Genomic DNA, 22,142 nt, shown 5'->3' on the forward strand with positions numbered 1-22,142 from the left:
TGCCCGGCGGAGCCGGGCCTCGAAGGATGCCGCAGCAGAACGCCCCTCCCCAGCCTTAGAACAGGAAGTAGCGCTGCGCCATCGGCAGTTCGGTGGCCGGGGCGCAGGTCAGCAATTCGCCGTCGGCGCGCACCTCATAGGTCTCGGGGTCGATCTCCAGATGCGGGGTGGCGTCGTTGTGGATCATCGAGGCCTTGGAGATGCCGCCGCGTACATTCTCCACCCCGACCAGCTTCTTCTCCAGCCCCAGCCGGGCGCCGACGCCCAGTTCCACCGCCGCCTTGGAGACGAAGGTGAGCGAGGTCGCGGTGCGCGCCTTGCCGTAGGCACCCCACATCTGGCGGTAATGCACCGGCTGCGGCGTCGGGATCGAGGCGTTGGGATCGCCCATCTGCGCCGCCACGATGGCGCCGCCCTTGATCACCATGTCCGGCTTGGTGCCGAAGAAGGCCGGCGACCAGATCACGAGGTCGGCGAGCTTGCCCGGCTCCACCGAGCCGATATGGCGGGAGATGCCGTGGGCGATCGCCGGGTTGATGGTGTATTTCGCCACATAGCGCTTGGCGCGGGCATTGTCGTTGCGCTCCGAGTCGCCCGGCAGCAGGCCGCGCTGCAGCTTCATCTTGTGCGCGGTCTGCCAGGTGCGGGTGATCACCTCGCCCAGCCGGCCCATCGCCTGGCTGTCCGAGCTCATCATCGAGACGGCGCCGAGATCGTGCAGGATGTCCTCGGCGGCGATGGTCTCCTTGCGGATGCGGCTCTCGGCGAAGGCGAGGTCCTCGGCGATCTCGGGATCGAGATGGTGGCACACCATCAGCATGTCGAGATGCTCGTCGAGCGTGTTCACCGTGAAGGGCCGGGTCGGATTGGTGGAGGACGGCAGCACGTTGGGCAGCCCCACCACCGTCATGATGTCCGGCGCATGGCCGCCGCCGGCGCCCTCGGTATGGAAGGCGTGGATGGTGCGGCCCTTGAAGGCGGCGACGGTGTCCTCGACGAAGCCGCTTTCGTTCAGCGTGTCGGTGTGGATCATCACCTGCACGTCATAGTCGTCGGCCACCGAGAGGCAGTTGTCGATGGCGGCCGGGGTGGTGCCCCAGTCCTCGTGCAGCTTCATGGCGCAGGCGCCGGCCTCGATCATCTCCACCAGCGCGCCGGGCAGCGAGGCGTTGCCCTTGCTCGACAGAGCGAGGTTCACCGGGAAGCTGTCGAAGGCGCGCAGCATCATCTCGATATGCCAGGCGCCGGGGGTGCAGGTGGTGGCGTTGGTGCCCGCCGCCGGGCCGGTGCCGCCGCCGAGCATCGTCGTCACGCCGCTCATCAGCGCGTGCTCGATCTGCTGCGGGCAGATGAAGTGGATATGGCTGTCGAAGCCGCCGGCGGTGACGATCTTGCCCTCGCCGGCGATCACCTCGGTGCCCGGCCCGATGACGATGTCGACGCCGGGCTGGATGTCCGGGTTGCCGGCCTTGCCGATGGCGTGGATCCGGCCGTCGCGCAGGCCGATATCGGCCTTCACGATCCCCCAATGGTCGAGGATCACCGCATTGGTGATGACGGTGTCGACCGAGCCCTGGGCGCGCGTGGTCTGCGCCTGGCCCATGCCGTCGCGTATGGTCTTGCCGCCGCCGAACTTCACCTCCTCGCCATAGACGGTGAAGTCCTTCTCCACCTCGATGATCAGCGCGGTGTCGGCGAGGCGGATGCGGTCGCCGGCGGTCGGCCCGAACAGCTCGGAATAGAAGGCGCGGGAAATCTTGAGAGCCATGGACTGGGATCCGATCGAAACGTGGGACGGACGGGACGGGCGGCGCGGTCAGAGACGGCCCATCACCTGCTGGCGGAAGCCGTAGACCTCCTTCTTGCCCGCGAGCTCGACCAGCGTGACCTCGCGCGTCTGGCCCGGCTCGAAGCGCACCGCGGTGCCGCTGGGAATGGCCAGCCGCTTGCCGCGCGCCAGCTCGCGGTCGAAGGCGAGCGCCGGGTTGGTCTCGAAGAAATGATAGTGGCTGCCGACCTGGATCGGCCGGTCGCCGGTATTGGCGACGGTGAGCGTCACCGTCTCGCGCCCGGCGAGCAGCTCGATCTCGCCCTCCTCGGTGAGGATCTCGCCCGGCACCGGGCCGGCGAACAGCCGGCGGATCGGCTCGTGCACGGTGACGAGCTTGGTGCCGTCCGGGAAGGTCGCCTCCACCTGCACGTCGTGGATCATGTCGGCGACGCCGGGCATCACCTGCTCGGCGGTCAGCACGGTGGCGCCGAGCGTCATCAGCTCGGCCACCGTCCGGCCGTCGCGCGCGCCCTCCACCACCACGTCGGTGATCAGCGCCACCGCCTCGGGATGGTTGAGCTTCACGCCGCGCTCCAGCCGCCGGCGGGCCACCATCGCCGCCATGGAGACCAGCAGCTTGTCCTTTTCGCGCGGGCTCAGATTCATCGGTCTACTCCGGGAAATTTCGTGCGAGAACGGAACGCATCAGAAATGCCAGATGCGCGGCGGGTCGCAAACACCCAGCGGGGCGATCAGCCGGCGGATGGCGGCGTCCAGCCCGGCGCCGTCCTGCGCCAGCAGCCGCACGCAGGCCATGCCGTCCCAGGCGCTGACGCCGATCTCGACATCCGCCCGCATCTCGTGAAGGGCCTCGCCGACCTCGCGCAGGGCGTCGAGCCGCCCCATCGCGTCGGGGGCGACCAGCAGCAGGCTGGCGAAGGCGGCCCAGCCATTCGCGCAGGCCCGGCGCGCCAGCACGCCGCCGACCGCGCCGTCGAGGCTCAGCCCGTCGGCATAGATCAGCCGGCCGCCGCGGCGGATGCGCCAGGAATCCGTCAGCCGGCCATAGGTGAAGCGCTCGCCGCGCGCGGTGCGCCCGAGGATCACCGATTCCACCAGCAGCAGCCGCGCGCCCTCCGCCACCTCCGCGCGGATGCTCCGCGTCACCCGGGCGCCGTCGAACAGGATGGTCGCCTGCGGCAGCCAGTCGAGCGAGGCGCCGGCCTCCACCGCGAGGTCGACCGACAGGCGCGAGACGCCGCCATCCGAGCGGTAGCACTTCTCCGCGGCCTGCGAGGTGAGCACCAGCCGCGCCCCCTCGCCCGCCTCCATCCGCGCGGCGAAATGGTCGCCGCCGGCCACGCCGCCGCCGGTGTTGAGGATGATGCCTTCCAGCGAGCGGCCGCGCCGCGCCGCCGCCGGGAAGCGGATGCGGCTCGGCCCCTCCTCCTCCAGGCGGTCGGGGATGGTGCGTCCGTCGGCGAAGCGGGCATGGAGCAGCAGGCGGCCGCGCGAACGCAACGCGCCGGGGACGATCACCCCCGCCGCGGGCTCAAACGGCAATGCGGTTGCGTACATCCGGGTCCTCGAGGGCGGCGCCGTCGCCCGACATCACCACCGCCCCGCGCTCCATCACGACGAAATGGTCGGCGAGCTCCTTGGCGAAGTCGAAATATTGCTCGACCAGCACGATGGCCATATCGCCCTTGCTGCGCAAGTAGCGGATGGCATTGCCGATGTCCTTGATGATCGAGGGCTGGATGCCCTCGGTGGGCTCGTCGAGCACCAGCACCTTCGGGCGCATCACCAGCGCGCGGCCGATGGCGAGCTGCTGCTGCTGGCCGCCGGAAAGGTCGCCGCCGCGCCGGCGCATCATCGAATCCAATACCGGGAACAGCGAGAACACGTCGTCGGGGATCGAGCGGTCGATGCGCTTCAGCGGCGCGAAGCCGGTCTGGAGATTCTCGGCGACGGTGAGCAGCGGGAAGATCTCGCGTCCCTGCGGCACGAAGGCCACGCCGCGCCGCGCGCGCTCCGCCGGCGCCATGGCGGTGATGTCCTCGCCATTGAGCCGGATGGCGCCCTTCGCCACCGGATGCCGGCCGACGATGGCGCGCATCAGGCTGGTCTTGCCGACCCCGTTGCGGCCGAGCACGCAGGTCACCTTGCCGGGCGCCGCCGTCAGCGACACGCCGCGCAGGGCCTGCGCCGCGCCGTAGAACAGGTTGATGTCGTTCACTTCCAGCATGAGCTCAGCGCCCCAGATAGACTTCGATGACGCGCTCATTGGCGCTGACCTGGTCGAGCGTGCCCTCGGCGAGCACCGCGCCCTCATGCAGGCACATCACCCTGACGCCGAGGTCGCGCACGAAGGTCATGTCGTGCTCCACCACCACCACCGAATGGCCGTTGGCGTTGATCTCGCGCAGCAATTCGGCGGTCTGCGCGGTCTCGGCGTCGGTCATGCCGGCCACCGGCTCGTCGACCAGCAGCAGCTTCGGGTCCTGCGCCAGCAGCATGCCGATCTCCAGCCACTGCTTCTGGCCGTGCGAGAGGTCGCCGCCCATGCGGTGCCGGTGCTCGGAGAGCTTGATGGTCTCGAAGATGGCGTCGATCTTCTCGCGCTCGGCGGCGGTCTCGCGCTTGAAGATGTTGGCGAGCGCGCCGCGCTGGCCCTTCAGCGCGAGGCGCAGATTGTCGAGCACGGTGTGGCTCTCGAACACGGTGGGCTTCTGGAACTTGCGGCCGATGCCCAGCGTGGCGATCTGCGTCTCGTCCAGCTTGGTGAGATCGGTGGTGCCGCCGTTGAAGAAGACGTCGCCCTTGTCGGGGCGGGTCTTGCCGGTGATGCAGTCCATCATCGTGGTCTTGCCGGCGCCGTTGGGGCCGATGATGGCCCGCATCTCGCCGGGATCGACGGTGAAGGACAGCGCGTTCAGCGCCCGGAAGCCGTCGAAGGTCACGGTGACGCCGTCGAGATAGAGCAGCGCCTCGGTCAGGTCCTTCCGGGCGATGGCCTCGACCGGGGCGCTTTCGGGTTCAAGCGTATCGGCTGCGCTCATGGCTAGTCCCCTCATTCGGCCGGCTTCGGTTCGGGCAGGCCGCCATCGGCGGGCGTCGCCGAGGCGCGGCGGTCCCGCCACTCGTAGAAGGTGCCGACGATGCCCTTGGGCAGGAACAGCGTCACCGCCACGAACAGGCCGCCCAGCATGAACAGCCAGTAGGGGGCGAGGAGGCCGGAGGTGAAATAGGTCTTGGCGTAGTTCACCAGCACCGCGCCCAGCGCCGCGCCGATGAGCGTGCCGCGCCCGCCCACCGCCACCCAGACGATGATCTCGATGGAGTTGGCGGGGGAGAACTCGCCGGGATTGATGATGCCGACCTGCGGCACGTAGAGCGCCCCGGCGATGCCGGCCAGCATGGCCGAGACCACGAAGGCCACCAGCTTGTAGTTCTCCGCCCGGTAGCCGGTGAAGCGCACCCGCGTCTCGGCGTCGCGTATGGCGATCAGCACCTTGCCGAAATGCGAGCGCACCAGGAAGCGGCACAGCACATAGCCCAGCGCCAGCGCCAGCGCCGAGAGCACGAACAGCACGAGGCGGGTGCCGTCGGCCTGGATGTTGAAGCCGAGAATGTCCTTGAAGTCGGTGAGGCCGTTATTGCCGCCGAAGCCCATGTCGTTGCGGAAGAAGGCCAGCAGCAGCGCGAAGGTCATCGCCTGGGTGATGATCGACAGGTACACGCCGGTCACGCGCGAGCGGAAGGCGAACCAGCCGAACACCAGGGCGAGGATGCCCGGCGCCAGCAGCACCATCAGCGCCGCGAAGGGGAACAGGTCGAAGCCGTGCCAGAACCACGGCAGCTCCTTCCAGTTCAGGAACACCATGAAGTCCGGCAGCACCGGGTCGCCATAGACGCCGCGCGGGCCGATCTGGCGCATCAGGTACATGCCCATCGCATAGCCGCCGAGCGCGAAGAAGGCGCCGTGGCCGAGCGAGAGGATGCCGACATAGCCCCAGATGAGGTCCACCGAGAGGGCGAGCAGCGCATAGGTGAGGTATTTGCCGAGCAGCGAGACCACATAGGTCGGCACATGCAGCGCCGAGTCCGGCGAGGTGGCGAGGTTCAGGAGCGGCACCAGCACGGCGGCGCCGAGCACCACGCCGAGGAAGACGAGGCCGCTCCTGCCGAGCAGCACGGGTTGGGGCGTCAGAGTGCTCATGCTTCGATCGCCCGTCCCTTGAGCGCGAACAGGCCGCGCGGCCGCTTCTGGATGAACAGGATGACGATGACCAGGAGCGCGATCTTGCCGAGCACGGCGCCGGCATAGGGCTCCAGCATCTTGTTGGCGATGCCGAGCGACATGGCGCCGACCAGCGTGCCCCACAAATTCCCCACCCCGCCGAACACCACGACGAGGAAGCTGTCGATGATGTAGCTCTGGCCGAGATTGGGCGACACGTTGTCGATCTGCGACAGCGCCACCCCGGCGATGCCGGCGATGCCGGAGCCGAGGCCGAAGGTCATGGCGTCCACCCAGTTGGTGCGGATGCCCATGGAGGCGGCCATGCGCCGGTTCTGCGTCACCGCCCGCATTTCGAGGCCTATGCGGGTCAGCCGCAGCGTCGCCAGCAGCGCCACGAAGACCAGCATGGCGAAGACGATGATCCACAGCCGGCCGTAGGTGATGGAGAGCTGGCCGAGCTCGAAGGCGCCGGACATCCAGCTGGGCGCGCCGACCTCGCGGTTGGTGGGGCCGAACATGGTGCGGATCGCCTGCTGCAGGATCAGCGAGATGCCCCAGGTGGCGAGCAGCGTCTCCAGCGCCCGGCCATAGAGGAAGCGGATCACCGTGCGCTCGATGACGACGCCGATCAGCCCGGTGAACAGGAAGGCGACGGGAATGGCGATCAGCAGCGAGGCGTCGAACAGCGCCGGATTGTAGGTGCGGATCGCCTCCTGCACCACGAAGGTCACATAGGCGCCGAGCATCACCATCTCGCCATGCGCCATGTTGATGACGCCCATCACCCCGAAGGTGATGGCGAGGCCGATGGCCGCGAGCAGCAGCACCGAGCCGAGCGACACGCCGTACCAGACGTTCTGGCCGACCGCCCAGATGGCAAGGCTGCGCTCGATGCCGGCAATGGCGCCTTGCGCCGCCTGCTTCACCGCCGGCGAGGCGTCGGCCGGCACGCTGCGCAGCACCGCGAGCGCGTCCTGGTTGCCCTCCCCGCCCACCGTGGCGATGGCGGCGATGCGCTCGGCGTCCGGCACCCCGGCCTTGCCGATCAGGATGGAGGCGCGGGCGAGCGTCAGCGCCGATTTCACCCGGGCGTCGCTTTCCTTGGCCAGCGCGGCGTCGAGTGCCGGCAAGGCCGCCTCGTCGCGCGAGCGCATCACCGCGCTTGCCGCCGCGAGGCGCTTGGCCGGGTCGGCATCGACGAGGGCGAGCGTGCCGCTGGCCGCCTCGATGGCGCGGCGGATGCGGTTGTTCACCCGCACCGCCTTCAGCCCCGGCGGCGCCTCGGCCACCGGCTGGCCGGTCGCGGCGTCAGTGAGGCCGCCCTCGGGCGTCTTGATCAGCACCTGCTTGGTCGCCGGGCTGTACATCAGCCGCCCGTCGGCGAGCGCCGCGACGATGCCGGCCGCCGCCGGGCTGCCGCTCACGCTGAGCGCGCCGAGCGCGGCTTCTGTGTCGTCATATTTGTCGGTGGCGAGCTGCGCCAGCGGGGCGCTGATGTCGGGTGCCGCCCCCTGGGCGAGGGCCGGACGCGGCAGCGTCGCGGCCGCGGTCAGCAGGCCGAGGGCGAGGAACAGCACGCCGCCGAGGCGGCGAAGGAGGCCACGGGAAATCATCGTCATCCGTCGGTGCGAGTTCGGATGCGCCGGGCCGGTCCCGGCGGCGGGGCGCCCGGCGGCGGAGGGGCGATCCCTCCGCCGCCGGGCCGGTCGGAAAAGGCGGGTCAGGCCGGCCTCATCGGACGAGATCGGCCTGACCGTACGCCTCATCGGTCCGCGTCACTGCGCGCCGCACTTGCCGGTCTTGACGTTGAAGTTGCCGCAGTTCATCGGCGCCCGCCAATCGGCGATCAGGTCCTTCGACCCTTCGAGGTAGGGCGACCATTCCTCCGCGACGATCAGGCCCGGGGTCTTCTCGACCACGTCGAACTGGCCGTCATCCTTGATTTCGCCGATCAGCACCGGCTTGGTGATGTGGTGGTTCGGCATCATGGTGGAGAAGCCGCCGGTCAGGTTCGGCACGGAAACGCCGATCAGCGCGGGGATCACCTTGTCCGGGTCGGTGGTGCCGGCCTTCTCGACCGCCTTCACCCACATGTTGAAGCCGATGACGGTGGCCTCCATCGGGTCGTTGGTCACGCGCTTGTCGTTCTTGATGAAGGCGCGCCACTTCTTGATGAACTCGGCATTCTCCGGCACGTCGACCGACTGGAAGTAGTTCCAGGCGGCGAGATGGCCGACCAGCGGCTTGGTGTCGATGCCGGCGAGTTCTTCCTCGCCCACCGAGAAGGCCACGACCGGGATGTCGGTCGCCTTGATGCCCTGGTTGCCGAGTTCCTTGTAGAACGGCACGTTGGCGTCGCCGTTGATGGTAGAGACCACGGCGGTCTTCTTGCCCGCCGAGCCGAACTTCTTGATGTCGGCGACGATGGTCTGCCAGTCGGAATGACCGAACGGCGTGTAGTTGATCATGATGTCCTCGGCGGCGACGCCCTTGGACTTCAGATACGCCTCGAGGATCTTGTTGGTGGTGCGCGGATAGACATAGTCGGTGCCGGCGAGCACCCAGCGCTTCACACCCTCGTTCTCCATCAGGTAGTCGACGGCGGGGATCGCCTGCTGGTTCGGGGCGGCACCGGTGTAGAACACGTTGCGCTCGCTCTCCTCGCCCTCGTACTGGACGGGGTAGAACAGGATGCCGTTGAGCTCCTTGAACACCGGCAGCACCGACTTGCGCGACACCGAGGTCCAGCAGCCGAACACCACCGCGACCTTTTCCTTGGCGAGCAGTTCGCGGGCCTTCTCGGCGAAGAGCGGCCAGTTGGAGGCCGGGTCGACCACGACCGGCGTCAGCTTCTTGCCCAGCACGCCCCCCGCGGCGTTCTGCTGGTCGATCATGAACAGCACGGTGTCCTTCAGCGTCGTCTCCGAAATGGCCATGGTGCCGGACAGAGAGTGGAGGACGCCGACCTTGATCGTTTCCTGGGCTGCGGCGGGCACGGCGACGCCGGCGACGGCCAGTGCGGCGAGGCCGGCCATGGTGCGGCCCGCCACGCGGCGCGCATGGGAGAACAGATTAGACATAGTCGTTCCCTTCTGGAGTTCACACGCAGGACCCCCGTCCGCGTGCCGGGAACGACGGGTTGCAACGCCCGTGCCAAACCACCTTTAGGGAAACGCAATACGTCGAACGACGCAGATCGCCGCCTCGTCCGGCAATCCGATCAAAAAATGAGCAGATGCCGGCGACCTGTGCGATTTGTATGCCGCACGCCCGTCAACGCCCATTCGGGCAGCACATTCAGGCGGCCCGGCGCAATCGCGCCAGCCGCTCGATGGCGGCATCGAGCGTGGCATCGGTCTTGGCGAAGCAGAAGCGCGCCACGCTGCGCACCGCCTCACGCGCATAGAAGGCGGAGACCGGAATGGCGGCCACCCGGTGACGCTCCACCATGTCGCGGCAGAAGGCCTCGTCGTCGAGCCGCGGGTCGAGGGCCGCGAGGTCGACATTTAGGAAATAGGTGCCGGCGCTGGGCAGCGGCGTCAGCCCGATGCCGGCGAGGCCCTCGGCCAGCCGGTCGCGCGAGCGCTGCAGCCCGGCGCGCATCTCCTCGAACCAGGCCGGCTCCTTGCCGAGCCCGTAGGCCACCGCATGCTGCAAGGCCGGCGGCGTGGTGAAGGTGAGGAACTGGTGGGCCTTGGACAGGCCCTTCATCAGCTCCGGCGCCGCGCAGACCATGCCGACCTTCCAGCCGGTCATGCCGAAGATCTTGCCGGCCGAGGCGATCTTCACGCTGCGCTCGCGCAGGCCCGGCAGCGACAGCACCGACACATGGCGCCGGCCGTCGAACACCACATGCTCCCACACCTCGTCGGCGATCAGCACCGCACCGGAGCGGCGGCAGAACGCGGCCAGCAGTTCCAGCTCCTCGCGATCGAAGACCCGGCCGGTCGGGTTGTGCGGGTTGTTGAACAGCACCACGCGGGTGTTCGGCGTGAAGGCGCTGGCCAGCACCTCCTCGGTCAGCCGCCAGTGCGGCGGGGTCAGGCGGGCGAGGCGGGGCACGCCGCCGGCCCGCTCGACCAGCGGCAGATAGGCGTCGTAAAGGGGCTGGAACAGCACCACCTCGTCGCCGGGCGCGATCAGCGCCAGCAGGGCGCCGGCGATCGCCTCGGTGGCGCCGGAAGTCACCATGACCTCGCCCGGATCGAGATCGAGCCCCTGCCAGTGGCGGTAATGATCGGCCGCCGCCTGCCGCAGTTCCGGCACGCCCATCATCGGCGGATACTGGTTCCAGCCGTCCAGCACCGCCTGCGCCGCCTTCTCGCGCACGTCGCGCGGGCCGGGATCGTCCGGGAAGCCCTGGCCGAGATTGATCGCCTCATGCTGGCGGGCCAGCTGCGACATGGTCTCGAACACGGTGGTGGGCAGGCCGGCGAAGATCGGATTCATCTACAGAGCGTCCATGTAAGACAAGGCGATCGGACATCGCCTTCCTGTCTTATCGATCCGTCGCCGACAAAAGGAAAGAGCGTCGCGCCGCTACGCCCCGACCAGCACCGCGTGATTGTCGAAGCGCGGACCACCGGAGCGGCGGGCGACCACGCCCACCCCCTCCTCGTCGGCGGCGATGAGGATCACCTCGCCGAGGCCTGAAGTGGCGAGGAACCGCCCCGGTTCATGGGTGGCGGCGAGGCCGCAGCCATCCACCAGCGGCACACCGCCGAGGAACCGCCCCTCGCGTGTCCATACCGCCACGCGGTTGCCGCGCGGGCTGGCGGCGGCGACATAGCGGCCGGAGCGATCGGTCGCCACCGAGCCGACATAGGTGCGGAAGGCGCGCCATTCCTCCTCCGGCGCGTCGAAGCCGCGCAGCCGACCATCCGCCTCCACCGCATAGACCAGCGGCCGGGCGATGGAATCGTTGAGCAGATCCTGCGCCGCCACCACCACTAGCCCGTCATCCGAGCGCGCGAGATGGCGCAGCGACAGCGAGGCGAGGTCGCCGTCCAGCGTGCCGACCGCGCGGGTCTCGCCGCTCGCCGGATCGAGTATGGCGACGCCGGCATCCGCCACCTCGGCGCCGACCGCCTCCGGCGTATGCGGCTCGATGCCGCCATTGGCGACGACGAGGCCGCCATGGGCCGGCAGCATGTCGTGTGGGCCGATGCCGGAGGAGGTCCATTCCGAAACGATCGAGAAGCCGTCGGAAACCTCCCGCAGCGAGACGACCCCCTGCCCGTTCGCCCGTTCGATCTCCACCGCATAGAAGCGTCGCCCGCCCTCGACGAAGCGGCCATGGCCGGAGAACACCCGCCCCTCGCCCGGCTCGAATGTCGCGAGCACGCGGCCGGCGCGACGGTCGAACAGCACCGCCGTGGTACCGGGCCGGCGAGCCACCGCCACCGCGGTGCGCCCGTCCGGGCTCGGCTCCACCCAATGCAGCCGCTGGGTGCCACGCCCGACGGGAGTGGCGTCGAAGCCGGCGGACAGCACCACCGGGGCGAAGCCTCCCTCCATCCCGGCCGTCGCCAGCCATTCGGCGTCGAGCAGATGATCCCGCGCATGGGCGGCGCCGAACAGGAAGCGCGGCGAGGCGACGAGGCTGCTCAGCCCGGCGAGCAGGGAGCGGCGGGTGGCGGACATCGGCACCTCCTCAATCGCCGTCGAGGGCGTTGAAGCCGAGCCCGACCCCGAGCCCGGCGGCGAGCGGGTTGGCGATGCTCGCCTGCGCCGCCTTGAAGGAGGCGGCGGCGTCCTGGAGCGCCTTGCGTCCCGGCGCGGTCTGGCTGGCGCCGCCAATGTCGTCGGGCAGCTTCTGCGCCGCGGCGTCGGCGGCATCGAGCGCCTTGTCGAGGATGGCGCGGCCCTTGGGGTCGATCCCCTCCCCCAATTGCCGCCCAAGCGAATCCGCGCTGGTGATCATGGCGACGATAGTCGCCTTGGAGCGGCCGCTGCGGCGACGGTCGGCGGTGAGCGGCTTGGCGTCGTCCGGCGTCTTGCCGAGCACCGCGAACAGGCGCTGGTCGACGACGCGCTGATAGGCGCCGGCGAGGTCGGTGACGATCTGGCTCATCAGCGCCGACGGATCGGGAAAGAACACCGGGTCCGAATTGCCGGCGACGAGCTGGGCGAGCAGGCCGCCGGCCTTGTCGCCCCAGCCCTGGCGGATCTCGGTGGCGATGGTTTCGAGATTGGTGGCGATGGCGAGGCCTATGGCGCAGCGGCGCGTCGCCTCCGCCCCCGAGACCAGCGCCGCCTCGGCGCCCTCGTCATACAGGAGCCGCTCCAGCGCCGGCAGGCCCTGCGCCGCGGCGCTGAGGCGGCCGAAGCGCTCCGGCTTCAGCCGCTCGTCGGTGGGATCGGCGATCAGCTCAGTCACCGAGCGACCGACGGCGTTGCGCCGCTCGGGAAACAGGTTCATCCGGTCCGGCCGCAAGGAAAGCATCACCGGGCCGAAGGTGATGAACTCGACCGAGGCCCAGCCATCCGACACCGCGCCGAAGCGTTCCTTCAGCAGGGTGACGCCGGCCGGGTCCGGCTTGGCGCAGAAGGCGGCCCAGGCCTCGCGATTGGCGCGGGCCGCCGCGACGAGCGCATCATAGCGCGGCAGCAGCCAGTTCTCGACCACTTCGGGACCGGCAATGGACGCGGCATCGGCGCGGCCGGCGAAGATGCCGGTGAGCAGCGAGGTCGCCGCGGCGACGACAGGAACGCCCTGCGCCACATGGCCCATTTGCGAGGCCAAAGCGAGGACGAGGGCGAAGGGTGAACGGCGCATGATGAAGTCCCCGGAAGGCAATAGGGGTCACAGACGAGAAACGTAGTCGATCAGTCGCTGGCGGTCGCGCGCGTTCAGCGCCTCGAAGCGGGCGCGGGCGCCCGCCGCCTCGCCGCCGTGCCAGCCCACCGCGGCGGCGACATCGGCGGCACGCCCGTCATGCAGCAGCCCGACGCCCTTATCCAGCGCCCGCGACAGCCCGGCAAGCGGCGCGGTGCGCCATTCCGCAGCGGCGACGCCGGGCATGCCGGCCGGATCGGCCAGCCCCTCGCCCATGTCGTGCAGCAGCACGTCGGTGAACAGGGCCACCGTGCCACCATCACCCGTCGGCAGCGACGGGCGATGGCAGGCGGCGCAACCGGCGGCGGCGAAGAGTCGGGCGCCGGCGGCATCCGGCTCGGGCGCCGGCACCTTCAGGCCGCGCAGATAGGCGACGATGCGCTCGACGATGGCGGCGGAAATCTCCGGCTCGCCCTCCCTGTCGCGCCCGTGCGGCGCGGCGCGGCAAGCAGCCTGCGCTTCCGTGCAGTCGCCCCACGGCTCCATGCGCAGCGGCGTCGACAGGCCGAGATCGAGTGCGAAGGCCTCCGCCGTCTGGCCGGCCAGGGTCGGATGGCTGGCCTTCCAGCCGAAGCGGCCGATGCGCGAGCCGCCCTCGGGCGTGTCGAAACGGCGGGCCCGGCCGCGCACGCCGTCGCCGTCGCGATCGTCGGGGTCCTCCAGCGCCAGGATCGCCGCGTCGGGCACCTGCTCCAGCCGGCCCCGCCCGCGCAGCTCGGGCGCCGCCCGCAGCGAGATATGCGTGGCGGCATCGAGCGGACCATAGCCGAGCGCCTGCGGCTGCGGCACGCGCCGCCCCTCCGGCACCGCGACCCGGAAGCCGCCCTCCGCCGGCACGCCGGGCAGCGTCATCGTCTCCAGACGGTGGCCATAGACCGGGTCGCCGGCGCCGTCCTCGCGGAACAGCGACAGCACCAGCCCGAGCCCTTCCGGCATGCCCGCCGCATCGATCTGCGTGGCGCCGGGCCCGGCGCCGGGATGGCAGGCCGAGCAGGAGCGGGCGTCGAATAGCGGGCCGAGCCCGTCATTGGCGCGGGTGGAACTCGGCGCCGGCACCCAGGGCCGCTCGAACAGCGCCTTGCCCACGGCGCGGTCGAGGCCGGCCTCATCGGCCAGCGCCGGAACGGGCAGGAGAGTGAGGAGCACGACGAGCCAGCGTACACCTCTCCCCCTGTGGGAGAGGTCGGCGCCAAGCGCCGGGTGAGGGGGGAGGCCGGCTGGGAAGCCCTCGACGCCGCGTCCCCCCTCACCCCACCCCTCTCCCCCGCGGGGAGAGGGAGCCGGTCGCGGCGGAAGGAACCCAGCCATCTCAAACCACACGGAACCAGCCCATCATGCCGGTCTCCATATGTTCGAGGATGTGGCAGTGGAACACCCAGTCGCCCGGCGCGGCGACGAAGGCGATCTCCACCGCCTCGCCCGGCTGGGTCAGCACCGTGTCGGCGAAATGCTTCGGCAGCCGCCCCTTGCTGGAGGAGAGCACCGCGAAGGCATGGCCGTGCAGGTGCACCGGGTGCGGATAGCGCGTCTCGTTCTTGATCTCGATGCGGTAGCTCCTGCCCGCCTGCATCCGCGCCAGCGGCGGCGGCAGGTTGCGCCGCTCGCCGGTGGGCCAGGATTGCTGGGCGATCGACCAGTAAGTGGTCGCGCCGACGCACAGGCTGTCGATCAGCGCTCTCGCGAGCGGATCGTCGGGCGGCAGGCCGGTGTCCTTCACCGCCGCGTCGGTCGCCTGCTGCAGGGTGAAGGAGTGGAACTCGGCCGCCTTGAGATCCGGCATGGGAAGATCGGGCGGCGGCAGGGCGAGCGGCCCCCGACGCCGGGGACCACGCGCCCTCCCCTCGGCCGCAAGCGTCGCGAAGGTGAAGATCTCGGCGGCGCGATAGTCGCCAATGGTCACCGGCCGGCCGTCACGCGGCATACGGACCTGCACGTCGATGCGCTGCGCCGGCCCCATGCGCCAGATGCCGTCGGGCAACCTGTCCATCGGCACCGGCGGCAGCGCATGGCCGTCAATGGCGATCAGCCAGGCCTCGGCGCCCTCGACGCCGATATCCATGATGCGGGTGGAATCGACGTTGAGAATGCGCAGCCGCACGTCGCCGCCGGCCGGCGCGGCGAGGTCGAGATGCGGCCGGCCGTTCACCGTGCGGGTGGCGCCGAAGGTGCCGGCCTTGGCGGCGCCGTCCGGCTCGGACATCGGCAGGAGCCCGCCCTGCCCGTCGAGCCGCCAGTCCTTCAGGCACAGCACGTACTCGGCGTCGAAGGCCGGATCGCGCGCATCCTCCACCACCAGCGCGCCGATCAGGCCGCGCCCGGACTGGCCGGTCTCGTCGCAATGCGGATGGAAGAAGAAGGTGCCGGGATCGTCGAGCGGAATGCGGTAGGTGAAGCTGCCGCCCGGCTCGACCACCGGCTGGGTCAGCGTCGGCACGCCGTCATATTCGTTCGGCATGCGGATGCCGTGGAAATGCACGGTCGAGGCCTCGGCAAGGCGGTTCTCGAACCTCGCCTCCAGCCGCGTGCCGCGCGGCACCCGCACCAGACGGAACGGCTCGCCGTCATAGGCGTAGATGCGGGTCGCCGGCTTGTCGGCACCGAGCAGGCGCAGCTCCGTCTCGCCGGCGGCAAGGGTGAGGCGCTGCGTCGGCTCGAAGGCCGCCGGCACGCGGGCAAGCCCGGTGCGGGCCGGCGCCAGCGCCGCGCCGACGCCGAAGGCCGCTCCCGCGGCCAGCAGGGCGCGACGCGAAATGGTCGCGCCCCCGGTCATCGCTTCCGCCTCACTCGCCGACCTTGGACGGGTCGTCGAGGCTGTCGGAGCCTTCCACCTTGATCTTCAGCTTCAGCGCCGCGACCACGCCCTCGATGGCGCGGGTCTGGGCGACGAGCGAATCGACGCCCTTCTGCACCAGCGCGTTGCCCTCGGTGTTGCCCTCGGCGATCATCTGGTCATAGGCCTGCTTGCCGCTGTCGGCCTCGTCCTTGATCGCCTTCAGCGCGGCGAGCGCGGCATCGATCTTGGCCTGCGCCTCCTCGGCGGGCTTGGGCGCCAGCGCGGCGGCGTAGGAGGCGACCGACGCCCCCTCGACGATGCGGCCGTCGACGCGGGTGTACTTGCCGCGATAGATCGAGGCGATGCCCGCCTCGTCGTAATAATGCGAGTTGTGGGTGTTGTCGGAGAAGCAGTCATGCTCCTCCTCCGGGTCGTGCAGGATGAGGCCCAGCTTCATGCGCTCGCCGGCAAGCTCGCCATAGGAGAGCGAGCCGAGGCCGGTGAGGATGGTGCCGAGCGCCTGCTTGTCCTTCTGCTTCAGCACCACGGCGCGGGCCTTGCCCTTGACGCCCCAGGCCCTGGTCATCTCCTCGAGGTCGCTGACCAGGAGGTCGGTGGCGGCCTTGAGATAGGCGGCGCGGCGGTCGCAATGGCCGTTCGTGCAGTTCTTGGTGTCGTAGTCGGTGGCGGGCCGGGCGCCGGCGCCGGGCCCGGTGCCGTTCAGGTCCTGGCCCCACAGCAGGAACTCGATGGCGTGGTAGCCGATGGCGACGTTGGATTCGACGCCGCCGGCCTCCTGCAGGCTGTTGAGCAGCTTGGCGTTGATCTTGGTGGCTTCGATGGTCTTCTTGCCGACGCGGATCTTGGTGTTGGCGATCACGTTGGCGGTGTAGAGCGGGTTCTCGTCCGAGGTGGTGCCATAGCCCTTGTCGACATAGTCGATCAGCCCCTCGTCGAGCGGCCACGCATTCACCCGGCCCTCCCAGTCGTCCACCAGCGCATTGCCGAAGCGGAAGCCCTCGGTCTGCTGGTAGGGCACGCGCGCGGCCTTCCAGGCGCTCCGGGCCCGGTCGAGATTGGCCTGGGTCGGTTCGGCGATGAAGGCATCCACCGCCACCTGCAGCGCCTTGGCGGTGATCAGGGCGTCGCCATACATCGCCTCGGCGATGTTGGCATAGGTGACGACCACGTCGCGCACCTTCGGCGCCGTCTCCGCCTGCACCGGGCCGGCGGCGACCAACGCGCCGAAGGCGGCCGCCGCCATGAGCGTCGAGGCGATCTTCTTCGGCGCGGCGAATTTCATGAGACTGGCTGGCATCGACTTTCCTCCCGCCGCCACGCGGCGGCCTCTCCATGGATGCGAGTCGTACGCCAGCCTGCCAAGCAATCGCAAGATATCAGATCTACTTTAGAACCATTATACGAAATGGCTACCTTGCGTAAATGATAAAAATTCTTGGAAAAATCTTGAATACTACGTATTCGACGAGATCATCGTGCGTCCACGAAAGCGGCCAGCGCCTCCGCGAGATCGTCCTCCACCACCTCGGAAAGCGGCCGCAATATCTTCGCCGCCTCGGTCCGCCGCCCGGGACGCATGATGAGGATCACGGTCTCGGCGCCACCGCAGGCGGGGTCGCCGCAGGCGATCTCGCTGATGGAGATGGTGGTGTCCTCGTCGGCGGCCAGCATCTGCCGCGCCTTTGCCGCCAGCTCCCGTGCCGCGTCCGGCGCCGCCTCGGCGGAGCGCCCGCTCCGGAAAAACAGCCGCGCCATGCATCCCTCCGCTTCGTCATGCGGCCGACCCGACGGCCGACGCACCAACCCTACAGCTAGGCCCACCGGAACCGCCCCGCAAGCGGCAGCACGATTACTGGAACCTCTCGAAGTAATAATTAAGGCATCTAGTTTAGAACTATAATAATCGTTGAAGATAATCGTTGTATGAAACGGAATCGTCGAGTAATCAAATCAGCAACTCCTCGACGGCATCGTGACCGCCCGGACGAGGATCAGGATCGAACCGTTCGCGAGGCCGTTTTCCCGGCTGGTCTCGTGAGCCGCGCGGGACGGTGGCACGCGCTCCCTCAGCTGCCGTCCCGCGCCATTCCTTCCGCACCCTGCCCGTCCGATGCCGCCCATCCGCCCTGCCACGCCTCCGGCGCCGGCAGGCCGAGCCGATGCGCGATGCCGTTCGCCGCCCGCCAGCCGGTGGCGAAGGCACCCTGCAGCAGATAGCCGCCGGTCGGCGCTTCCCAGTCCAGCATCTCGCCGGCCGCGAACACCCCCGGCCTCCCCTGCAGCATCAGGTCGGCCGTCAGGCCTTCCCGCGCGAGGCCGCCGGCCGAGGAGATCGCCCGCTCGATGCCGGCAATGGCCGCGACGCGAAGCGGCACCGCCTTGGCCAGCGCGGCAAGGCCGGCGGGATCGGCCGGCAGCTGGGGGGCGACCTCACGCATCAGTCCCGCCGCCACCGCCGGCAGCCCCGCCTTGCGCAGCCGGTTGGACAGCGTCTCGCCCTTGCGCCCCTGCGCGAGGCGCTTCGCCAGCGCCTCGGCGGCGAGATCGGGCCGCAGGTCGAGGGTCAGCACCGCCTCCCCGGCCGCCAAGGGCTCGCGCAACCGGTCGGTGAGGGCATAGATGCCGCCGCCTTCCAGTCCCTGCGCGGTGATCACCGCCTCGCCGCGCAGCGCCCGCCCGCCGGCGGCGAGGCCGATGCGCTTCAGCGGCTCGCCGGCGAAGCGCTGGCGGAACGTCTCGCTCCAGTCGACGATCACACCGGCATTGGCGGGGCCCAGCGCTCGCACCTCGACCCCCGCCGCGGCGACCGGCGCCGTCCAGCCGCCATCGGTGCCGAGCCGCGGCCAGCTGGCGCCGCCCATGGCCAGCAGCGTGGCATCGGCGGCCTGCACGATCTCGCCTTCCGGCGTCGCGAAGCGCAGGCGCCCGCTATCGTCCCAACCGTGCCAGTGGTGGCGCGGCGCGAAGGTCACGCCCAGCCCGTCGAGCCGCCGCAACCAGGCCCGCAGCAGCGGCGAGGCCTTGAAGCTCTTCGGGAACACCCGGCCGCTGGACCCGATGAAGGTCGGTTCGCCGAGGTCCTCCACCCAGTTGCGCAGCCGCGCCGGCGGAAAGGCGTCGATCATCGGCGCCAGCCACTCCGCCGCCGCGCCGTAGCGGGCGAGGAAACGCTCGCGCGGCTCGGAATGGGTGATGTTCAGCCCGCCGCGCCCGGCCATCAGGAACTTGCGCGCCGGCGCCGCCAGCCGGTCATGCACCGTCACCCGCGCGCCGGCCGCCGCCAGGGCCTCGGCCGCCATGAGCCCGGCCGGACCGGCACCGATGATCGCCACGGCGGGCGCGCCGGAAAAAGACGAGTCGTTCCCGATTGTTGTCGTCATCGGCTCAGGACCTGATTCAAACCGGGCATGCAGCCCTCCCGAAAGCATTCAGTGAGTCGGCTCAAGAACTTGGCCGCGGGTTCGCATGCGGATTCGACGTTCCGCCCCGGCGCCCGCCCGGAACGGCGAAAGGCGGGCGAACCGATTCCGGCTTTCACGATACGGCATTGCCGGTTCACATCTTTTCCGGGTCGGCGACATCGCAGATCCGCAGGTTCGGCTGCGCCCTCCCCTGCCAGCTGTCGAGCTCCAGCATGCCCGCGACGTGCCGGGTCTGGCCCCGGCCTGCCAGCAGCGCCTCGCCGAGCGGCGTCGCCGCCGCGCGGAAGGCGACGCCCGATAGCACCGAGCCGTCGGCGGCGCGCAGCCGCACCCGCACCTGGTCGGCGCTGCCGGCCTCGGCATAGACGATCCGGTGGGCGGGAAAGGCGAAGACCGGCTGCGGATTGCCCGCTCCATAGGGACCGGCGCGCTCGACGAGCTCGATCAGTTCGGGTGTCGCCGCGCCGGCGGAAAGCGCGCCGTCGACGATGGTCTCCTCGACATGCCGGGCCCGTTCGACGGAGGGGGCGAGCTCCTCCTCGAGATAGGCGCGCAGCGCGCCCAATTGCTCGCGCTCCACCGTCAGCCCGGCCGCCATGGCATGGCCGCCGCCCTTCACCAGCAGGCCGCGCTCCACCGCCCCGCGCACCGCGCGCCCGACATCGACGCCGGGAATGGAACGCGCCGAGCCGGCGCCATGCGTGCCGGTGAAGGCCACCGCAAAGGCGGGCCGTCCGAACTTTTCCTTCAGCCGCGCCGCCACCAGCCCGACCACGCCGGGATGCCAGCCCTGCCCGCTCGCCAGGATCACCGGGCTCGCGCCCTCATGCCCCAGCGCGGCATCCGCCTCGGCTTCCGCCTGCGCGACGATCGCCTTCTCCACCGCCTGGCGCTCGCTGTTCAGCCGGTCGAGCTCGGCGGCCAGCGCGCGCGCCTCGATCGGATCCTGGGTGAGCAGCAGCCGGGTGCCCAGCGCGGCGTCGCCGATGCGCCCGCCGGCATTGATGCGCGGGCCGAGCAGGAAGCCGAGATGCCACGCCTTGGGCGGGCCGGACAGCCGCGCGGCGTCCATCAGCGCGGTGAGCCCCGGCCGCTCGCGCCGGCGCAGCGCGATCAGCCCCTTGGTGACGAAGGCGCGGTTGAGGCCGGTCAGCGGCACGACGTCGGCCACCGTGCCCAGCGCGACCAGATCGAGCTGGCCGAGCAGGTCCGGCGCCGGCCGCTCGGCCGTCCACCAGCCGCGCCGGCGCAGTTCGCGCAGCAGCCCGACGGCGGTGACGAAGACGAGGCCCACCGCGCAGAGATGGCCGAGGCCGGAGAGGTCGTCGATGCGGTTCGGGTTCACCAGCGCCGCCACCTCCGGCAGCGCTTCCCCGGCCTGGTGGTGGTCGATCACCACCACGTCGAGACCGATCGCGGCGGCACGGGCGAAGGGCTCGAAGCTCATCGTGCCGCAATCGACCGTGACCAGCAGGCTCGCCCCGTCGGCCCGCAGTGCCTCGATGGCGGGAATGTTCGGCCCGTAGCCCTCGAAGATGCGGTCGGGGATGTGGAACGCCGGGTCGAGCCCGCCGGCGCTGAGCACGTCGACCAGCAGCGCGGTGGCGGTGGCGCCGTCGACATCATAGTCGCCGAACACCGCCACCTTCTCGCCGCGCGTCACCGCATCGGCGAGCCGCGCCACCGCCGGCGCCATGTCGGTCAGCGTGTCCGGGTCGGGCAGCAGATGCTTGACGGTCGGATCGAGATAGGCCGGCACCTCGTCGAGGCCGACGCCGCGGCCGGCCAGCACGCGGGCGAGCAGTTCCGGCACGCCGTGGCGCTGGGCGATGGCGAGCGCCGCCGGCGCGCCGCGCGCATCCAGCCGATCGCGCCAGAGGCGGCCGGTCGCCGAGCGGGTGACGCCGAGAAAGGCGCGGATGGGCGGCGGGGCGATGGGCAGATCGAGACTCATGGCCGCATAGAGCCCGAACCGCGCCTCCGCGTCGAGTGTCGCGGCGGGCGGGGAGCGAACGACGCGGCGAAGGATGCGTCGAGAACGGCCCGGTTCCCTTCTGACATCCGCGGATTGCGGCTATGATCGGCGCATCGTGACACCCGAACGGCGGGAGGCGCAGATGAGCGCCAAATATCGGGCATGCCTGCCGATGCAGACCGACAAGGTCTTCATCATGGATGGCGGGTTGGAGACCACGCTGATCTTCGAGCAGAATGTCGATCTGCCACTGTTCGCCTCCTTCACCCTGCTCGACAGCGAGGAAGGCCGCGCCACCCTCAACGGCTATTATGCGCGCTATGCGGCGCTCGCCCGCGATCATGGCGTCGGCTTCGTGCTGGAGACGCCGACCTGGCGCGCCAATGCCGACTGGGGCGCGCAGCTCGGCTTCGACGCCACCCGGCTCGATGCCCTCAACCGCCGGGCCATCGAGTTGGTGGCCGACATCCGCGACCGCTTCGAGACCGACGCCTCGCCCATGGTGCTCAACGGCGTCCTCGGGCCGCGCGGCGACGGCTACGAGGTCGGCCAGATGATGTCGATCGCCGACGCCGTCGACTATCACACCCCGCAGGTCCGCAGCTTCGCGGCGAGCGCGGCGGATCTGGTCGGCGCCTTTACCCTCACCTATGCCGAGGAGGCGGCCGGCATCGCCCTCGCCGCCAGGGCCGCCGGCATTCCCTCGGTGATCTCCTTCACGGTGGAGACCGACGGGCGGCTGCCGAGCGGCCAGAGCCTGCGCGAGGCGATCGAGCAGGTCGACGCCGAGACAGATGCCGCACCGGCCTTCTTCATGGTGAACTGCGCGCATCCCCTGCATGTCGAGTCGGCGCTGGCCGGCGGCGGCGACTGGCTCGCCCGCATACGCGGCTTCGAGGGCAACGCCTCCACGCTCAGCCATGCCGAGCTCAACGCCTCGCCGACGCTCGATCCCGGCGATCCCGTCGATTTCGGCCGGCGCTACCGCAGCCTGCGCGAGCGGATGAAGCAGCTCACCGTGCTCGGCGGCTGCTGCGGCACCAGCTACGCCCATATCGAGCAGATCTGCCTCGCCTGCCTGCCGGAACCGGGGTGA

At 70.2% G+C, this 22,142-nt stretch carries 18 protein-coding genes; 1 reads left to right on the forward strand and 17 read right to left on the reverse strand.

From position 1 onward, the window contains the following. Nucleotides 1-55: 55 nt before the first annotated feature. The 17 genes from ureC to recJ all read right to left on the reverse strand — a co-directional run bounded on the left by ureC (nt 56) and on the right by recJ (nt 21,025). Nucleotides 56-1,768 (reverse strand): urease subunit alpha, encoded by a 1,713-nt coding sequence (ureC, locus tag KHC19_RS00535; protein WP_213350081.1) that lies wholly within the window; start codon nt 1,766-1,768, stop codon nt 56-58. Between the two features lie 48 nt (nt 1,769-1,816). Then, nucleotides 1,817-2,437 carry an urease subunit beta gene (locus KHC19_RS00540; protein WP_213350082.1) on the reverse strand — a complete coding sequence of 207 codons (621 nt, stop codon included), beginning with the start codon at nt 2,435-2,437 and terminating at the stop codon, nt 1,817-1,819. Nucleotides 2,438-2,476: 39 nt separating this feature from the next. After that, nucleotides 2,477-3,334: an urease accessory protein UreD gene (locus KHC19_RS00545; protein WP_246548058.1), complete on the reverse strand. Its 858-nt coding sequence runs from the start codon at nt 3,332-3,334 to the stop codon at nt 2,477-2,479. Continuing rightward, complete coding sequence (gene urtE, locus KHC19_RS00550; protein ID WP_213350971.1) at nt 3,324-4,019, reverse strand: urea ABC transporter ATP-binding subunit UrtE; 696 nt, start codon at nt 4,017-4,019, stop codon at nt 3,324-3,326. Before urtE ends, KHC19_RS00545 begins: the two co-directional genes overlap by 11 nt. A gap of 4 nt (nt 4,020-4,023) precedes the next feature. Continuing rightward, nucleotides 4,024-4,833 (reverse strand): urea ABC transporter ATP-binding protein UrtD, encoded by an 810-nt coding sequence (gene urtD / locus KHC19_RS00555; protein ID WP_213350084.1) that lies wholly within the window; start codon nt 4,831-4,833, stop codon nt 4,024-4,026. 11 nt (nt 4,834-4,844) lie between these two features. Continuing rightward, nucleotides 4,845-5,993, reverse strand: a complete 1,149-nt coding sequence (gene urtC / locus KHC19_RS00560) for an urea ABC transporter permease subunit UrtC (protein ID WP_213350085.1) — start codon at nt 5,991-5,993, stop codon at nt 4,845-4,847. Then, nucleotides 5,990-7,630 carry an urea ABC transporter permease subunit UrtB gene (gene urtB, locus KHC19_RS00565; protein WP_213350086.1) on the reverse strand — a complete coding sequence of 547 codons (1,641 nt, stop codon included), beginning with the start codon at nt 7,628-7,630 and terminating at the stop codon, nt 5,990-5,992. The genes urtC and urtB overlap by 4 nt, the downstream gene beginning before the upstream one ends. A 162-nt stretch (nt 7,631-7,792) precedes the next feature. Beyond that, nucleotides 7,793-9,097 carry an urea ABC transporter substrate-binding protein gene (gene urtA, locus KHC19_RS00570; RefSeq protein WP_213350087.1) on the reverse strand — a complete coding sequence of 435 codons (1,305 nt, stop codon included), beginning with the start codon at nt 9,095-9,097 and terminating at the stop codon, nt 7,793-7,795. A gap of 217 nt (nt 9,098-9,314) precedes the next feature. Further along, nucleotides 9,315-10,466 (reverse strand): aminotransferase, encoded by a 1,152-nt coding sequence (locus KHC19_RS00575; protein WP_213350088.1) that lies wholly within the window; start codon nt 10,464-10,466, stop codon nt 9,315-9,317. Nucleotides 10,467-10,556: 90 nt separating this feature from the next. Further along, entirely contained in the window at nt 10,557-11,660 is a 1,104-nt protein-coding gene (locus KHC19_RS00580; RefSeq protein WP_213350089.1) for a DUF1513 domain-containing protein, read from the reverse strand. Between the two features lie 10 nt (nt 11,661-11,670). After that, nucleotides 11,671-12,795, reverse strand: coding sequence for an imelysin family protein (locus KHC19_RS00585; protein WP_213350090.1), 1,125 nt, complete (start codon nt 12,793-12,795; stop codon nt 11,671-11,673). A 27-nt stretch (nt 12,796-12,822) separates the two neighbouring features. After that, nucleotides 12,823-14,001, reverse strand: coding sequence for a di-heme oxidoredictase family protein (locus KHC19_RS00590; protein WP_343207616.1), 1,179 nt, complete (start codon nt 13,999-14,001; stop codon nt 12,823-12,825). Nucleotides 14,002-14,164: 163 nt separating this feature from the next. After that, nucleotides 14,165-15,625 carry a multicopper oxidase family protein gene (locus KHC19_RS00595; RefSeq protein ID WP_213350092.1) on the reverse strand — a complete coding sequence of 487 codons (1,461 nt, stop codon included), beginning with the start codon at nt 15,623-15,625 and terminating at the stop codon, nt 14,165-14,167. A 10-nt stretch (nt 15,626-15,635) separates the two neighbouring features. Beyond that, nucleotides 15,636-16,946, reverse strand: coding sequence for an imelysin family protein (locus tag KHC19_RS00600; protein WP_246548060.1), 1,311 nt, complete (start codon nt 16,944-16,946; stop codon nt 15,636-15,638). A gap of 173 nt (nt 16,947-17,119) precedes the next feature. Beyond that, nucleotides 17,120-17,404, reverse strand: a complete 285-nt coding sequence (locus KHC19_RS00605) for a hypothetical protein (protein WP_213350093.1) — start codon at nt 17,402-17,404, stop codon at nt 17,120-17,122. 311 nt (nt 17,405-17,715) lie between these two features. Then, nucleotides 17,716-19,029, reverse strand: coding sequence for a TIGR03862 family flavoprotein (locus tag KHC19_RS00610; protein ID WP_213350094.1), 1,314 nt, complete (start codon nt 19,027-19,029; stop codon nt 17,716-17,718). 175 nt (nt 19,030-19,204) lie between these two features. Beyond that, the gene (gene recJ, locus KHC19_RS00615; RefSeq protein ID WP_213350095.1) at nt 19,205-21,025 is read right to left on the reverse strand and encodes a single-stranded-DNA-specific exonuclease RecJ; all 1,821 of its coding nucleotides are present in this window, start codon (nt 21,023-21,025) and stop codon (nt 19,205-19,207) included. 163 nt (nt 21,026-21,188) lie between these two features. Here recJ and KHC19_RS00620 point away from each other — a divergent pair, with 163 nt between their 5' ends. Further along, complete coding sequence (locus KHC19_RS00620; RefSeq protein WP_213350096.1) at nt 21,189-22,142, forward strand: homocysteine S-methyltransferase family protein; 954 nt, start codon at nt 21,189-21,191, stop codon at nt 22,140-22,142.

Origin of the sequence: Ancylobacter oerskovii, assembly GCF_018390555.1 — a bacterium.
GTDB classification, from domain to species: Bacteria; Pseudomonadota; Alphaproteobacteria; order Rhizobiales; family Xanthobacteraceae; genus Ancylobacter; species Ancylobacter oerskovii.

Excerpts from the sequence above, each read along its gene's own strand:
- ureC (WP_213350081.1), bottom strand. The coding sequence starts at position 1,768 with ATGGCTCTCAAGATTTCCCGCGCCTTCTATTCCGAGCTGTTCGGGCCG.
- KHC19_RS00540 (WP_213350082.1), bottom strand. The coding sequence starts at position 2,437 with ATGAATCTGAGCCCGCGCGAAAAGGACAAGCTGCTGGTCTCCATGGCG.
- urtE (WP_213350971.1), bottom strand. The coding sequence starts at position 4,019 with ATGCTGGAAGTGAACGACATCAACCTGTTCTACGGCGCGGCGCAGGCC.
- urtD (WP_213350084.1), bottom strand. The coding sequence starts at position 4,833 with ATGAGCGCAGCCGATACGCTTGAACCCGAAAGCGCCCCGGTCGAGGCC.
- urtC (WP_213350085.1), bottom strand. The coding sequence starts at position 5,993 with ATGAGCACTCTGACGCCCCAACCCGTGCTGCTCGGCAGGAGCGGCCTC.
- urtB (WP_213350086.1), bottom strand. The coding sequence starts at position 7,630 with ATGATTTCCCGTGGCCTCCTTCGCCGCCTCGGCGGCGTGCTGTTCCTC.
- urtA (WP_213350087.1), bottom strand. The coding sequence starts at position 9,097 with ATGTCTAATCTGTTCTCCCATGCGCGCCGCGTGGCGGGCCGCACCATG.
- KHC19_RS00575 (WP_213350088.1), bottom strand. The coding sequence starts at position 10,466 with ATGAATCCGATCTTCGCCGGCCTGCCCACCACCGTGTTCGAGACCATG.
- KHC19_RS00580 (WP_213350089.1), bottom strand. The coding sequence starts at position 11,660 with ATGTCCGCCACCCGCCGCTCCCTGCTCGCCGGGCTGAGCAGCCTCGTC.
- KHC19_RS00585 (WP_213350090.1), bottom strand. The coding sequence starts at position 12,795 with ATGCGCCGTTCACCCTTCGCCCTCGTCCTCGCTTTGGCCTCGCAAATG.
- KHC19_RS00595 (WP_213350092.1), bottom strand. The coding sequence starts at position 15,625 with ATGACCGGGGGCGCGACCATTTCGCGTCGCGCCCTGCTGGCCGCGGGA.
- KHC19_RS00600 (WP_246548060.1), bottom strand. The coding sequence starts at position 16,946 with ATGCCAGCCAGTCTCATGAAATTCGCCGCGCCGAAGAAGATCGCCTCG.
- KHC19_RS00605 (WP_213350093.1), bottom strand. The coding sequence starts at position 17,404 with ATGGCGCGGCTGTTTTTCCGGAGCGGGCGCTCCGCCGAGGCGGCGCCG.
- KHC19_RS00610 (WP_213350094.1), bottom strand. The coding sequence starts at position 19,029 with ATGACGACAACAATCGGGAACGACTCGTCTTTTTCCGGCGCGCCCGCC.
- recJ (WP_213350095.1), bottom strand. The coding sequence starts at position 21,025 with ATGAGTCTCGATCTGCCCATCGCCCCGCCGCCCATCCGCGCCTTTCTC.
- KHC19_RS00620 (WP_213350096.1), top strand. The coding sequence starts at position 21,189 with ATGAGCGCCAAATATCGGGCATGCCTGCCGATGCAGACCGACAAGGTC.